The following is a 14,898-nucleotide window of genomic DNA, read 5'->3' as shown; positions in this document are numbered from 1 at the left end:
ATCAAGCCCCTCGGCTTGCGACCGCGCGTCGCCAGTCGGTCGGGCTCTGGCCCGACACACGCAGAAATTCGCGATTGAAATTGGATTTGGTCATGAAACCGGCTTCGAGCGCGATCTGCACCACGCTGTCCTGCGTCTCTCTCAAGAGACGTTGGGCCTCGCGAACGCGATACTCATTGACATATTGCGAGACAGACACGCCGTGGCAGCGGTTGACGGCGCGCGACACCGCCCGGGTGGTCTTGCCGAGTTTGCGCGCGAGCCTGACGAGGTTCAGCTCCATATCGCGATAGAGGCCGTTCTTCTCCATCAGCGCGTCGAGCGCACGTGCGATGGCCCGGTCTTCCTCCGTGGCCTCCTGGCTCGACGGAGGAAGATCCTCGGCCTCATCCGGCTCGCCAGCGCGCTCTGCCGCATTGCCATCCGACCGTGCGGGATCGACGAGCGCTGCCGCCGCAGACAGGATTACCAGACTGACGGTGGTTCCAAACGACACGATCGCGCCGGAATATCGTCCCGCAGACAAGGCAAGGTCGAGGCTGATCAGCATGTCCGACACGGCCGAGGCAATCAGCGTCGCCCCGGTGATCTGCAGCGCCCGATAAGAGGTGACGACGCCATCGAGGCGCGACGAGATTAGCCGATCGGGCCCTCCTCGGCTCATCGAAAGCAGCAAGCCGCCATAGAAGACGAAATCAACAATGATCACTGCGCCAACCCAATCACGGCGAAACAAAAGCAATGCCGTAACGACGACCGGCCAGAGGGCATGCGGCCAATCCGCGAGACCCGGTCGCGTCGCGCCGCCTGTCAATCCGCGAAAAGCCAGGAAAGCGGCAGGCGGCAATAGGCTCGCCATCGCCGCCATGAAGGGCTGCAGCACCGTAGCCCCATAGCCCCAGCGCGCGCCGACCAGAATGGACTGGAAGGCAAACAGCATCATCAACGCGACGAAGGCGAATGCGTCATCGCCACGTTCGCGCGCGGTCCGCGCATAGCGAACCGCAAAGACCGCCAGGAACAAGGCGACGACAAAGGGAAGCGGCAGCAGAATCATCGGCGGTCCATCGGCAGATACAGAGGTGTGCGATGGTTCTGTCCTTTATCGCGATCCTGCGCGACCTCAAACGCGTTTCAGGTCGCCGCCTTCGCCCGCATCGTCATTCTGGCCTCCGTCATTCACACCCAAAGGAGGCGCAACATGCGCAAGAAGACGATCTTTCTCGGACTGGCCGCGAGCTTTGCGGCGATCATCGCCCTCGACGCCGCCCTATCGGTCTGGACGTCGGAAGCCCGCGCATCAGATCCCGTCGATCTCGCAGCAGTCAACCGGATCGAGGTGCGGGGGGCCGCCAGCCGCATATCGGTGAACACCGACGGCGCCGCGCCTTTCGAAGCCCGGCTCATTGGGACCCGAAGCGGCTGGGGCGCGCTCTGGCGCTCGAGCTGGTTCGACGACGGCTGCGCCATGACAGGCTCCATGCGCGTCGAACGCGGTTCGCTGATCGTCGACACCGGCGATGCGCCCTATGATTTCGATTGGGACGATTGCCGGCTGGAACTCAAGGCCAATCTGCGACCGGACGCCGCAGTGCTGATCGAACAGCGCGCCTCGGCTATCAAGCTCGCCGGCGACTTCTCGGTGCTGGAGATCAAGTCGGATGCCGGAGATGTCGATGTCGAAGGGCATGCCGATGCGATTTCGCTGACCGGCGCGGCGCTCCGCGCCCGGATCGCCTTCGACGAAGTGCGCAAATCCGAGACGATCCGGCTGATGGGAAAAATGATGGATGCGACGCTGATCTTCCCGGCCGGTTCGTTCATCAGCTACGCGGTCGAGTCGATCGCATCCTATATCGACAGCGCGCTGCCCAACACGCCGGGCGCGAAACCGGAGATCCTGATCCGCGGGGACATGGTCAGGACCACGATCCGCGAGCAGTGATCAGGCGCGGAGCTTGGCGGCCTTGGTGAATTTCTTGATGACCATCTCGCGTTTCAGGCGCGAGATATGGTCGATGAAGAGCACGCCGTTCAGGTGGTCGATCTCATGCTGCAGGCAGGTCGCCAGGAGGCCGTCCGCCTCGATTTCCTGCGCCTTGCCGTCGAGGTCCACGTAGCGAACGCGGATGGTCGCCGGACGTTCGACCTCGGCGTAATAATCCGGAATAGACAGGCAACCTTCTTCATAGGTCGATCTGGCGTCGCTCGACGACAGGATCTCCGGATTGATGAAGACCTGCGGCTTCTTCTCTTCGCCCTCTTTGTGGAGGTCGATCACGACGACGCGCTTGGGCACGCCGATCTGGATCGCCGCGAGGCCGATGCCGGGGGCGTCATACATGGTTTCCAGCATGTCGCCGGCAAGGCTTTGCACCTCCGGCGTCACGTCTTCGAGCAGAGCCGAAGTCTGGCGGAGGATCGGGTCGGGCAGAATGATGAGCGGCTTGATCGTCATTTTGCCTCCATAATACAGCCGCCCGGCTTGCGCAACAGCGCCGGGGGCGTCATGGCCGCCGGCGCTGTTGGAAATCTGAAATCAGGCCGCCTGCCGCACGCCCGCCGAAGCCCGCCGCGCGCTCCAGGTCGGTTCGCCTGTCTTGAATTCATCGAGCACGCCGTTCAGCCGTTCCACTTCGGCAGCCAAAGTGCGAACTTCGCCGGAGCTCTTCTCGACCATGCCGGCATTCTGCTGGGTGATCGTATCGAGGCTGCTGATCGCGGCGGACACCTCCTTCAGCCCGGATGACTGCTCATCGGCCGCCGATGCGATATCGGAGATGATTTTCGTCAATTCGACGATCCGCGAGGTGATGTCGCCGAGCGACTCGCCGGAGCGATTGACCAGGGCGACGCCCGTCTGCACCTGGTTGGAGCTTTCGGCGATGATGCCCTTGATCTCCTTGGCGGCATTGGCCGAGCGCTGGGCGAGTTCGCGCACTTCCTGGGCGACGACGGCGAACCCGCGACCCGCCTCCCCCGCCCGCGCCGCCTCGACCCCGGCATTCAGCGCCAGCAGATTGGTCTGGAAAGCGATTTCGTCGATGACGGTGATGATCTTGGAGATTTCCGTCGAAGATTTCTCGAGCGCGCTCATGGCGGCCACGGCTTCCAGCACCGTCGCCCCCGAGGTCTTGACCACGCCGAGCGTTTCCTTCGCGACGGCGGAGGCGTTGCGGGCGCCGCTGGCGGTCGAGGTGACGTTTTCCGACAGCTCATGCAGGGCCGCCGAACTCTGCTCGATGCTGGCGGCCTGTTGTTCGGTGCGACCTGACAGGTCATTGGTCGCCTTGGCGATCTCCTGCGCGCCGTCGAGGATCTGCTGGGCGGCGACGCGGACATTTTCCATGGAGTGCCGAAGCGCTTCCACGGCATTGTTGTAATTGTTGGCCATGGCGCCGAATTTCTCCGGCATGTCATGGCCAAAACGGGCCTGGAGGTCTCCAGCCGAGAGCATCTCCAGCATGTGGCCGAGCTTGCGCAGCGCGTCGGACTGTTCAGCCTCGGCGATGGCTCTCTCCCGTTCTGCGCGTTCGCGCTGCGCCGCGAGTTCATCGAGATAGACGCTGATGGCGTAATCCATGTCGAGCAACGCCGCCTTGACGATCAGCGAAATGTCGTCCGCAACCGACTTGTCCTTCGATTTGAAGAAGCCGCCCTGTTTCCGCGCCACCACGCCGTGGATCAACTGCTCGAGAACCAGCGCGTAACCGGCGATATAGAGCCGGGGCTCGAGACCGATGCGCGCATGCGCCTTGCCGATCGCAGTGACGCCGTTGACATAGGCTTCGTCCAATGCGCCGGAGGTGATGATGCCCCAATGCTTGGCCTGCGCGCTCTTCGCCCCGCTGATATGGGACTCGTTCTTGAAGAAGCGGGCTGTTTCCGGATTGGCGCGCACCTTGGCGTAAAACTTGTCGAGAGCCGGTCCGATCAGATCCGACACCACAGGAGCGAGCTTCTGCAACTCCTTCTGCGCTGCTCCGTCCACCCCCAGGAAATCCAGCCTCTGGCGAAGGGGGGTCGTTTGTTGCGTGGACGAAGTCATAGGCGGGCACTCCGGCGATGAGTTGTGTTTCATGAGGCCAATAACTTTAAAGAGTAGACCTCAATGGTTAATCACTTATTATCCAAAGCTTATTAGATTTCCTAAAATTAAACGAAATCACTACTAAGCTGCTGACTAACTACTGCTTCCGTTCAAACATTACCCGCAGCGGCGCAGACATTCTTGATCAAGATCAAGTACTGACCGTCACGCATTCGGAGCAGACCGCAAGTCTCATGTCTTGGTTTACAATCGCTTAAGCGCCGGCGGACACGCCGGGTGTTCCCGTTTTGATCTGGAAGGAACCTGCGAATCTGCTAGGATCGCGCGATGAACGCTTCCTTCACCGCCGCCGGCCCTGTGCTAGAAATCGGAACGATGTCCCTCACGCCGGAATTCGCCGTCGCGGCGCTGGCGGCTGTCGCCGTTGTCCTCGTCATCCTGTTTTTGCGGTCGAGGAGCCGCAGGCTGGAAGCCGAAGATCTCGCCGAGGCGCTGCAGGCCAAGGCGGAGGACGACGCCGTGAGGCTCAGTCAGATCCTCAAGGCGCAGACGGAAATGCAGGGACGCATCGCCGCCATGACGGAAATGTTCGGCGCGCGACAGGCCGAATTCAACCAGACCGTCAATCAGAGGCTGGACGGCATGACGCAGCGGATCGGGGCCACGATCAGCGAGCAGACGCGAACGACGCATGAAAATCTGCGCCGCCTGCAGGAGCGCCTTGCGGTCATCGATACTGCCCAGACCAATATCCAGACCCTGGCGCGCGATATCGTCTCGCTGCAATCGATCCTTTCCAACAAACAGACGCGCGGCGCATTCGGCCAGGGACGCATGGAAGCGATCATCGCGGATGCGCTTCCGCAGGGCGCCTATCGGTTTCAGGCGACCTTGTCGAACGGCTCAAGGCCCGATTGCCTGATCCGGATGCCGAACAATCAACCCTCGCTCGTCATCGACGCGAAATTTCCTCTGGAAGCCTGGAACGCGATGCGGGAGGGCAGCCCCGAACGCGTGAAGGCGGCGGCCCAGCAATTCCGCAGGGACATGGAGATCCATATCCGCGATATCGCCTCGAAATATCTGCTGCCGGGAGAGACGCAGGACACCGCCTTCATGTTCGTGCCCTCGGAGTCCATCTTCGCGGACTTGCACGAGAGATTTGAATCCGTAACCCAGACCGCCCATCGCAGCCGGGTTGTCATCGTGTCGCCCTCTCTGCTGCTTCTCTCCATCCAGTTGATCCAGTCCATGCTCAAGGACCAGCGCATGCGCGAACAGGCGCATGTGATCCAGGCGGAGGTCGTCCATCTGATGGAGGATCTCGGCCGGCTCGACGACCGGGTGAGAAAGCTCCAAGGACATTTCCTGGCCGCCCAGAAGGATGTCGACATGGTCATTGCCGCGACAGACAAGGTGTCGCGGCGCGGCCAGAAGATCGAGGCCATGGACTTCGAGGCCCAGGAACTTCCGGCGGAGACGCCGGCCCCGAAGGCGGCGGAGATCAAGACCGGCCTTCTCAAATTGAGGCTGGTTGACGAGGACTGACGGGCGGGCGACAAAGGGGCTGAAAAAAGAACAAGCCACCTGCGGGAAAAATCATGATCACTGTCCTCGGCTCCATCAATATGGACCTCATCGCCAATGTGCCGCGCCTGCCAAGGCCCGGCGAAACCGTGACCGGCGATCGCTTCACCACGGCCCCGGGCGGAAAGGGCGCGAATCAGGCGCTCGCGGCGCGGCGCGCAGGCGCGTCCGTCGCCATGGCGGGCGCGTGCGGCGAGGACGAATTCGCCGGCCCCGCACTCACCTATCTCCGTTACGATGGCGTGGATCTGACCCGCATCAAGAGCGCCGCCACCGCCACCGGCGTGGCGCTGATCTTCGTGGGCGGCGATGGCGAAAACGTCATTTCGATCATTGCCGGAGCCAATGGCACGGTCGGCGTCGAGGACGCCGAAGCCGCCGTCGCCGCGATGAAGCGCGGCGACATCCTGATGCTGCAGCTGGAAATTCCCGCAGCGACAATCGAAGCGGCGCTGAAGGCTGCGCGCGCCCGGGGCGTCCGCACCCTCCTCAACATCGCGCCCTTCACAGAGGATGCGCCGCGGCTTGCGGCCATGGCGGATTACGTGATCGCCAATGAAACCGAGTTCGAGCGGCTGGTCGGTCGGTCGGACCTTTCGTCGGCGGAGCGCAAGGAAGCGATGGAGACCCGTCATAAGGAATTCCAGCAGACGCTGATCGTCACTCTCGGAGCCGACGGCGTCGCCGCCATGCACAAGGGCGCGTATCTCACGGCGGCCGGCCTGGATATCGATCCCGTCGACACGGTCGGCGCGGGCGACACGTTCTGCGGCTACTTCGCCGCCGGGCTCGATGCAGGCCTCAATTTCGAATCATGCCTGCGACAGGCCGCAGTGGCGGGATCGCTCGCATGCACCAAGCCCGGAGCCCAGCCTTCCATTCCCTTCATCGGCGAGCTGCGCAACATTTGAGCATCAAAGCTAATTTTTCCGCATAAAGGCCGGGAGAAAATGACATTTCCGGCCACCTTTTGTCACGGATTTATGAAACTATATATCACAAAATCAATATTTAGCGATTTAGAAATATCTTAGTGGCGATCATGTCGGCATTTGTCGAAGACGGGGTCTGCTCACCTCGTCCCCTATCGAGGCTTGCCTGTCATGAAGTCCCTTGCGCCTAAATCACTCGCCATGAAGCTCCTGCTCGTGACTGGTGCTACCATCACCGCCCTCTTGATCGCCTCCAACTTCGTCCTGATCTCCCAAACCCGGGATCGCGTCCAATCGCTGATCCAGAACCAAGCCGAAACCGAGGCGATGTCCATCGCCTCGCTGATCGCCGGACAGACCGGTGAACTTGCGAGCGCCGCGCGCACCATGACGGGTGTGATCGGTCGCGCCCATCAGGAAAAGTCGCTGGACCGCAAGGGGGTGATCAATGTGCTGCGCGCCAATCTCGAGCAGCATCCGATGGCCTTCGGCAGCTGGTTCGCAGAGGAGGCCAAGGCGTTCGACGGCCGCAAGGACGAATTGAAGAACCAGAAGGAACTCGGGGCAAACGAGGACGGCGTCTTCACGCCCTATTGGTCGAAGGGCAAGACCGGCGAAGCCTTCTACTCCACCTTCCGCGCCGATTATGCGGCAGAATGGTATTCCGTCTCCGCCAAGACCCTGAAAGGCTCGATCACTAAGCCCTACCTCGCTGAAGGCACGGAAGTGCCGACCTCGATGAGCTCTATCTCCTTCCCGGTCATGTCAAACGGCAAGCTGATCGGCGTCGGCGGGGTTGATATCTCGCTGCGCATGCTCGCCGAATCCCTTTCCGCGTTGAAGCCGTTCGGCACCGGTCGGGTCATGCTCGTGTCTCAGGACGGAAAATGGCTGGTCGCGCCGGAATCCGATAAATTGATGAAGGCCTATGACGGCGCCTCGCCCGAAGTGGTGAAAGCGGCGATGCAATCGGGGACGCTGGCCGAGATCGACAATCTCGCCGGAACGGACGGCGAGACCTTCAACAGGCTCGTTTATCCCTTCGAACTGCCGGGTCTCGGCGTGAGCTGGGTGCTGCTGATCGACGTTCCGCAATCGGCGATGGCCGGTCCGGTGCGCGACCAGACGATCATGATGGTGGCGGGCGGCGTCGCCCTGCTGCTTGCCGTGCTCGGCGGCCTCTACTACGCGGTGCGCGCTTTCGTTCAGCAACCGATCCGCGGCATCATCGCTGACGTCGTCCGCCTCGAGAACGGCGACTATGCGCATACCGTCTCGGGCCAGCATCATTCGGATGAGACCGGCGACGTCGCCCGCGCGCTGGAAGGCTTCCGCCACAAGCTCGCGCGCTCGCAGGAGGTGGAACGCGAATCCGAAGCCCATCGCAAGGCCACCGAAAATGAACGCGCGAAGACGGAGTACGAAAGAAGCGAGAACGCCCGGGTGCAGAACCTCGTGGTGACGGAGGTCGGTAAGGCGCTCGAAAAACTGTCGAACGGCGATCTCACCTGCCGCATCGACGGAGCATTTCCGGGCGAATATCAAAGCCTGCGCGACAACTTCAACTCGGCTGTCGAAAGCCTCGAACAGACCGTGCAGATGGTCAATGCCGCAGTGGGCGCCATCAATGGCGGCACCACGGAAATCTCCAACAGCGCCAATGACCTGTCGCGCCGCACCGAGCAGCAGGCCGCACAGCTCGAGGAAACGGCCGCCGCGCTCAACGAATTGACCGAACAGGTGCAATCGAGCGCCGACAATGCCCGCAACGCCGCCAGCGCCGTGCAGAAGGCCTCGAACGACGCCGAGCATTCCGGAAAGATCGTCCAGAGCGCCATCCAGGCGATGCATGGCATCGAGCAGTCGTCCGGTCAGATTTCCAACATCATCGGCGTGATCGACGAAATCGCCTTCCAGACGAACCTGCTCGCATTGAATGCAGGCGTCGAAGCGGCCCGCGCCGGCGAAGCGGGCAAAGGCTTCGCCGTCGTCGCCCAGGAAGTGCGCGAACTCGCCCAGCGCTCCGCCACCGCCGCCAAGGAGATCAAGACCCTGATCGGCGCCTCGGAAGCGCAGGTCCACGACGGCGTCAACCTCGTGGCGCAGACCGGCGAAACGCTGCAGGCGATCGCGCAGCAGGTTCTGCAGATCAACGGCCTGATCAAGATGATTTCAGTTTCGGCCAGCGAGCAGGCGACCGGCCTCAAGGAAATGAACTCGGCCATGCACCAGATGGATCAGGTGACACAGCAGAACGCGGCGATGGTCGAGGAAACGACCGCCGCCTCCATGACGCTCAGCGAAGAGGCGGAAAGCCTCAAGAACCTCGTGGCCCGGTTCCGCACATCCGGATCTACAGGCTCAAGCGCGCTTCATTCCGTGGCGCGGCGCATGCGAGCCTGACATCACTCCGTCGGCCTGTGAGATGGAGGGGAGTTTTCTGCTCCATCTCATCGTTTGAAGGCCTCGAAAAGACCGAGGCCCGAGTCTGATCTGTAGCATGAGATGCGTAAGGAGCGTGTTTCGTTTAGGCGCTGTGAAAATATCATCCTGCTGACGACGTCAGGATCATCTTGACGGGAAGACAAGTATAGACATCGTATATGTAAGATTGATTGCTTTATCATATTGATGAAAAACATTTCCCCGAACAGCTAAAGAAATGTCCCTGTTCGCCGATTAGTGAAGATTATTGCCGAGGATTGCCGATTATTTTTCTTACGGCAGAGAATTATCGCAACAGAATTTCCTTATATAGCATGGAATTATGTTTTTGAGCATTAACAAAAATATACGACAAAATTTGTTATTCCGGAGTAACACGGTTGCAAACCTGTTTTAAAGTCTCGAAGATAGTGTTATTCATGGCTTGTGCAGACGCTAAAACAACTTATAAAAGAGCACCGAATCACTGTGATGCGGAACGCCGGGTGGGGGCGTGCAACAGCAATTTTGGCTTCCGGCCAGAACGCATCGGATTTGGTGACCCATTTGTAGACATACAATCCGCATTTGAATGGGATTTGGCATAAGCGCCCGATCGGATGCGGATATAGGTGTTCAACCCATATGTTGAATTATTGATCGGGCAGGAATCGACGTGTTCAAGATTTCGAAATCGACAACTTTTCTTCGTCATTCCCTCGTCGCCGATTTCGGCGATGCTGGTGGCCATGACATCGATCGGTTCTGCTCGACGGAAGCCTGGGTGGGCGATCTCGCCAACGGGCTGTTCCAGATCGGCCGCATAAGCGGATATTTTCACGGGTTGGAGCAAGGCGAATGCGGGCTTCTGACGCTGCTTCGCTGTTATGAACCCAATGATCGCGTTCATATTCTTGAACTGCTTGAAGACGCCTCGTCGTCGCCCTCTTCCTTCTGCTTCTCGACCTACATCATTTGCGGCCCCGAGGAGCGTCAGCCGGTGATGTGCGTCGGCGAATCCATGGGTTTCGGCGACACGACGCATGGCGCTATGCGCGGCGTGTTCATCTTCCCGCGCATCATCCCGGCGCAAGGCTCTCACTGACCCGAAATGGCAGCGGGGAGCCGTATAGAAGGGCTCCATTTTTTCGGTCTCCGGCCGCTGTTTCGAATGTTGGGCGGATCGTTCACCGTATAGAGACGAAATGTCTTCTACTTCGCGCGTATCCTAAACAATAGGAACATGCTTTAGTGTCTCCATCGAAATGGAGAGCCCAATGACCAACAATGTCCTCATTCTCATCGCTCGCATCCTCCTGTCCTTCATCTTCATCCTGTCCGGTTTCGGCAAGCTGATGGATCCCGGCCAGACCGCCGGGTTGATTAGCGGCGCCGGCTTGCCCGCCGCCACCGCTCTTGCGTATATCGCCGGCCTGTTCGAAGTCGTTGCCGGCCTTGCCGTTCTCGTCGGTTTCCAGACCAAGATCGCCGGTTTTGCGCTTGCTGCCTTCTGTGTGTTCACCGGCGCGGTTTTCCACAGCGGCACGGTCGCAATTGAAGGGTGGCCGGCGGAGGCGCTGGGTTGGATCAACCAGCTGAACCAGATCATGATGATGAAGAATTTCACCCTCGCCGGCGCCTATATCCTGCTCGCCGTGGCTGGCCCGGGCGCCTTCTCGATCGACGCCCGTCGCGCCGGTTGATCTTCCTGCCTGAGCCTAGAAATTGCGGCGGAGCGTCAAGCTCCGCCGTTTTCTGTTCGTCGCGTTTGCATGGACTCAACGTTTGATCACATTGCAAACGCCCGCCACCGCCTGTGGGTCGCGCGGATGCACTTGCGCGGCTCCGAAACTCAGAAGACGCCGCGCTCCATAGAGATCGGCGATGCGCTCGGCGATCTCCCGCAAAGTCACCGGCTCGCCGGAACAGACATTCACCACGCCGGTCTGGCCGGTTTCCACCAGTCCCGCCACATCGGCGCCGGCGATCTCGACATCGAGAAAATCACGGATCTTGTCGCCGGCCGACAGCGTCATGGTTTCGCCTGCAGCGAGCTTGCGATGCAAGGTCGGGAAGAGCCGCGCCGGATGCTCGCCCTCCCCGAACAGATAGAACAGACGCGCCCAGGCAAAATCGACGGCGGCGGTTTCAAGCCGCCGCCGCGCCGCCAAATAGAGCGCGAGCTTGGCCGCTGCATAAAGCGTTACCGGACCGAGGGCCGCTGTCTCGGTGATCTCGCTGTTGGGCAGGCTGTATTCAAAACAAGTGCCCACCCCTACGAAACGTCTTGTTCCGGCGCGGCTGACGGCGTCTACAAGCCTCAGACTGCCGTCCAGGCAGCGGATATTCTCCGGCGAATCGAGATAGCGCCCCGGCTCCACATACCAGGCGGCATGGATGACCGCCTCGACGCCATCGAGTTTGGAAAGCCACCATTCCATGCTCTCAGAGAAGAGATCGTCGGTCCGGACCAGCTCGATCCGGTCCCTGGCCCCATGTTCGAAGTCGTGACCGGTGCGCACGGTCATGCGCACGGCATAGCCTCGCCTTAGCAACGACTTGACGATCTGCCGGCCGACAAATCCGGTTCCACCCGTCACCAGCACCGTCTTCACGCCGCCCTCCGCTTCATTCGTCCATCACGGCTATATTCGGCGTCATGAATAGCTCCGTGCAAGGGTGAGGGGAATAAGGTGCGAGCGGTTAACCAGAGATTCGTAGGATGCCGCAGCTATTGGATATCACAGGCAGCGCCCGTATGCGGCATGGCGCGCGCGCATTCTCCAGCCTGCCCGGCGTCGTCAGGTCGGTCGGTCTCCTGGAGGAAATCGCCGTCGGCTCACCTTTCGTAGCGCCCATCCGCGAGGATCTTCCTATCGGCCTCTATGGCGCCGGCGATTTCGGCCGCATGGCGCTGGAGGTCCTGAAGGCGCTGTGGATCAAGCCCGCCTTCCTCATCGACCGGAATCCGAATGCCGCCCGCAGCCATCCCGCCTTCGACGGCATTCCCGTCTATGGCCCGGATGAGACGCCCGGCACGCTCAAGCAGCAGGCCCAGATCCTGGTGACGGTGGCCACCGCAGCCTATGCCCCGATCGAAAACACGCTGTTCGAGCACGGCTTTCAGCATGTCGCGCCTTTCTATGATTTCTCCGAACGTTTCCGACATATCCATCCGCTGTCGAACGGCTGGCGGCTCGAGACGCTGACCTCGCATGATCAGGCGATGATCGCCCATGTGCTGCAGGGGCTCGAAGACGATGCGTCACGCGCGCACTATCTGCAGTTTCTCGCCTGGCGACGTCTTCGGCAGGAATGGACTTTCGACGGGGCGCCGATCGATGCGTCCAGCCGCTATTTCATCCCGGACGTCGAGGCGCTCCTGACGTCGGGCGAGCGTCTGGTCGACGCAGGCGCTTATCGCGGAAGCGTATCGGTCGATTTTGCGCGCCGGCGGCCCGACTGGGCCAGCATTGCCGCCATCGAACCCGATCCGCTCAATCGCGCCGATATGGAGCAAGCCTTCGCCGCAGCTTTCCCGGATGAGAAGAGGCAACCGCAGACCTTCGATTGCGCGCTGGGCGCCGCCAATGGCGAAGCGCCGTTCCATCACGGGCTCGGCTACGCCTCACAACTCTCCGTGACCGGCGGATTGATGGCGCAACTCCGGGCGCTCGATGATCTCGATCTCGCGCCGACTTTCCTCAAACTTCATCTCGAAGGCGGCGAACTCGATGCGCTCAAGGGCGCCAGCCAGACGCTCGCCAAGCGCCGCCCGATCGTGACCGCCACCATCTACCACAACGATGACGGCGTCTGGCGCACGCCGCTCTATCTGATGCAGACGCTCAAGGACTATCGCTATCTCCTGAGACTGCACGCCTGGTGCGGGACCGGCACCGTGCTCTATGCCCTGCCCCGCGAGAGGTCGGACACATGACGCCCGATTTCGACCAAATCGCCGAATGGGCCGGGCAGATCCGGCGGTCCATACCCGAAGGCGTCCTCGCCGGCGCGGCGCCCTCGGCGCTTTACGGTTACGGCTTTCTCGGCTGTTTCGCGCATAAAGACCTGCAAAACCAAGGCGTGCGTCTTTCTTGCGCCTTTGACGGCAAGCCCGAGCTCGATGGACAGCTCATCGACGGATTGGAAATTCGCTCGCCGGCCCGTCTCGGCGAGGACAGACCACCCTTCGTTTTCGTGAGCGCCCGACATGCCGTGCGCGAAGTCTCGATGAGGCTCGACGCGCTCGGCATCGCCCATGTTTCTGTCGACGCCCATTATGTTGCGCGCGATATAGACGCCTACAAGCAAATTCACGACGACTGGCTGACCGATGACAGATCCCGGGAAACGCTGCGCGCGGTGATGGCGACGATGCTGACGGGCGATAAAGCCTATGTCGCGGGGGTGTTCGAACGCGACCAGTATTTCTGCCTGCCGCAATTCTGCGGGTCGGAGAAGGAAATCTATGTCGATGCCGGCGCCTATGTCGGCGACAGTCTTGAGCGTTTTCTCTGGAGCCAGAACGGCGTCTTTCACAAGGCGCTCTGCTTCGAGCCGGGCATGCGCCAGTTCCGCGCGCTCGCCAATCGCCGCCGCCGGCTGATCAGCGAGTGGGCGCTCGACGAGAACCAGATCGCCGTCATTCCCGCAGCACTCGGTGAGACGGATCAAACCGCCTCAGCCGCCACCAGCAGCGGCGACATGACCAGCCTGGCGCTGTCGGAGGCGGGCGAGCACCCGATCAAGATCCTGTCGCTCGACGCGCATCTCGCCGGCGAGCGTGTGAGCATGATCAAGGCGGATGTCGAAGGCATGGAAATGGCGCTGCTCAATGGCGCCGCCGAGACCATCCGCCGTCACAGGCCCAAACTCGCCATCTGCGTCTATCATTACCCCTCGGATATTCCGGTCATCAGCCGGACCATCAAATCGCTCGTTCCCGACTATCGTTTCGCGCTTAGGCACCACTCGCCGCAGTTCATGGAAACGGTGCTCTACGCCTGGGTCGAGACCTGAAAGGAAGCCGTCATGGATCCCGTCGAACATTTCCGCCAACTGGTCGCCAACAATATCCGCAAGATCGGCGACGACAGAGATTTTCTCGGCCTGTCCAATATCTGGGTGCGGGAATCGATCCGGCATGGCTATGCGCAGAATTTCACCTGGCTCGGCCGTCCCGTCATCCAGGTGCCGCAGGATCTCTATGCGATCCAGGAACTGATCTGGGCCTGCCGCCCCGACCTGATCATCGAAACCGGCATCGCCCATGGCGGCTCGCTGGTGACCTCGGCCTCGATGCTGGCGCTCATGGATTATTGCGACGCCGTGGTCGAAGGCAAGGTTCTCGACCCCAAAGCCAGCCGCAGAAAGGTGGTCGGCGTCGACATCGACATCCGCGCCCATAATCGTTCGGCGATCGACGCCCATCCGATGCGCCACAAGATCCATCTGATCGAGGGCTCGTCGGTCTCCGCCGAGGTGATGGCCCAGATCGAACAGCATGCCGAGGGTTATGAGCGGATCATGGTGTTCCTGGATTCCAACCACACGCATGAGCATGTGCTTGAGGAGTTGGAGCTCTACGCGCCCTATGTCAGCAAGGGTTCCTATTGCGTCGTGTGGGACACCGGCGTCGAAGACCTGCCGGAAGGCTTCACCGCCGATCGCCCCTGGGGCAAGGGCGACAACCCCAAGACAGCCGTCTGGGAATATCGCAAGCGCCTGGAAAGCGAAGGCCGCAAGGGCCGCGACGGCGAGCCGCTGAACCTCGACATCGACCTGACGATCGAGCACAAGATCGCCATCACCGCCTCTCCTGACGGGTTCCTGAAGCGGGTGTGAGCCAAGCCACGCTTGGCAATGACAAAAGCCGGGTCGAACGCCCGGCTTTTTCACGTC

13 protein-coding genes are annotated in these 14,898 nt (G+C 61.0%); 9 read left to right on the top strand and 4 right to left on the bottom strand.

From position 1 onward, the window contains the following. Position 1: 1 nt before the first annotated feature. Positions 2 to 1,057: an AraC family transcriptional regulator gene (locus E8Q41_RS01835; RefSeq protein ID WP_137153791.1), complete on the bottom strand. Its 1,056-nt coding sequence runs from the start codon at positions 1,055 to 1,057 to the stop codon at positions 2 to 4. Between the two features lie 144 nt (positions 1,058 to 1,201). On the opposite strand from E8Q41_RS01835, the gene E8Q41_RS01830 reads away from it, so the two are divergent. Beyond that, entirely contained in the window at positions 1,202 to 1,945 is a 744-nt protein-coding gene (locus tag E8Q41_RS01830) for a hypothetical protein (RefSeq protein ID WP_137153790.1), read from the top strand. On the opposite strand, the gene def is transcribed toward E8Q41_RS01830, so the two are convergent. Both def and E8Q41_RS01820 read right to left on the bottom strand, forming a co-directional pair. Further along, on the bottom strand, positions 1,946 to 2,458 hold the full coding sequence (def, locus tag E8Q41_RS01825) for a peptide deformylase (protein WP_137153789.1): 513 nt from the start codon (positions 2,456 to 2,458) through the stop codon (positions 1,946 to 1,948). 81 nt (positions 2,459 to 2,539) lie between these two features. Next, entirely contained in the window at positions 2,540 to 4,048 is a 1,509-nt protein-coding gene (locus tag E8Q41_RS01820; RefSeq protein ID WP_137153788.1) for a globin-coupled sensor protein, read from the bottom strand. Positions 4,049 to 4,426: 378 nt separating this feature from the next. Here E8Q41_RS01820 and rmuC point away from each other — a divergent pair, with 378 nt between their 5' ends. From rmuC to E8Q41_RS01795, 5 genes are all read left to right on the top strand, one after another. Beyond that, entirely contained in the window at positions 4,427 to 5,599 is a 1,173-nt protein-coding gene (gene rmuC / locus E8Q41_RS01815) for a DNA recombination protein RmuC (protein WP_137153824.1), read from the top strand. A gap of 53 nt (positions 5,600 to 5,652) precedes the next feature. Then, positions 5,653 to 6,549 carry a ribokinase gene (locus E8Q41_RS01810; RefSeq protein WP_137153787.1) on the top strand — a complete coding sequence of 299 codons (897 nt, stop codon included), beginning with the start codon at positions 5,653 to 5,655 and terminating at the stop codon, positions 6,547 to 6,549. Between the two features lie 192 nt (positions 6,550 to 6,741). Continuing rightward, positions 6,742 to 8,973: a methyl-accepting chemotaxis protein gene (locus E8Q41_RS01805; RefSeq protein WP_137153786.1), complete on the top strand. Its 2,232-nt coding sequence runs from the start codon at positions 6,742 to 6,744 to the stop codon at positions 8,971 to 8,973. Positions 8,974 to 9,670: 697 nt separating this feature from the next. Next, positions 9,671 to 10,099: a hypothetical protein gene (locus tag E8Q41_RS01800; RefSeq protein ID WP_137153785.1), complete on the top strand. Its 429-nt coding sequence runs from the start codon at positions 9,671 to 9,673 to the stop codon at positions 10,097 to 10,099. Positions 10,100 to 10,271: 172 nt separating this feature from the next. Continuing rightward, positions 10,272 to 10,697, top strand: a complete 426-nt coding sequence (locus tag E8Q41_RS01795) for a DoxX family protein (protein WP_170976325.1) — start codon at positions 10,272 to 10,274, stop codon at positions 10,695 to 10,697. Positions 10,698 to 10,772: 75 nt separating this feature from the next. Here E8Q41_RS01795 and E8Q41_RS01790 read toward each other — a convergent pair whose 3' ends face one another. Then, positions 10,773 to 11,609 carry an NAD(P)-dependent oxidoreductase gene (locus E8Q41_RS01790; protein ID WP_137153783.1) on the bottom strand — a complete coding sequence of 279 codons (837 nt, stop codon included), beginning with the start codon at positions 11,607 to 11,609 and terminating at the stop codon, positions 10,773 to 10,775. A gap of 119 nt (positions 11,610 to 11,728) precedes the next feature. Here E8Q41_RS01790 and E8Q41_RS01785 point away from each other — a divergent pair, with 119 nt between their 5' ends. The 3 genes from E8Q41_RS01785 to E8Q41_RS01775 are packed head-to-tail and all read left to right on the top strand — an operon-like array spanning position 11,729 to position 14,841. Next, entirely contained in the window at positions 11,729 to 12,934 is a 1,206-nt protein-coding gene (locus E8Q41_RS01785) for an FkbM family methyltransferase (protein WP_170976324.1), read from the top strand. Beyond that, a complete protein-coding gene (locus E8Q41_RS01780; RefSeq protein WP_137153781.1) occupies positions 12,931 to 14,016 on the top strand; it encodes an FkbM family methyltransferase in 1,086 nt (361 codons plus the stop codon). The genes E8Q41_RS01785 and E8Q41_RS01780 overlap by 4 nt, the downstream gene beginning before the upstream one ends. 12 nt (positions 14,017 to 14,028) lie before the next feature. After that, positions 14,029 to 14,841 (top strand): cephalosporin hydroxylase family protein, encoded by an 813-nt coding sequence (locus tag E8Q41_RS01775; protein WP_137153780.1) that lies wholly within the window; start codon positions 14,029 to 14,031, stop codon positions 14,839 to 14,841. Positions 14,842 to 14,898 lie beyond the last annotated feature (57 nt).

The sequence above is a fragment of the Rhizobium sp. FKL33 genome, from assembly GCF_005222915.1.
Classification (GTDB): domain Bacteria; phylum Pseudomonadota; class Alphaproteobacteria; order Rhizobiales; family Rhizobiaceae; genus Rhizobium_E.
Note: the sequence above shows the minus strand (reverse complement) of the source record. Positions and strands in the feature narration are given on the sequence as shown.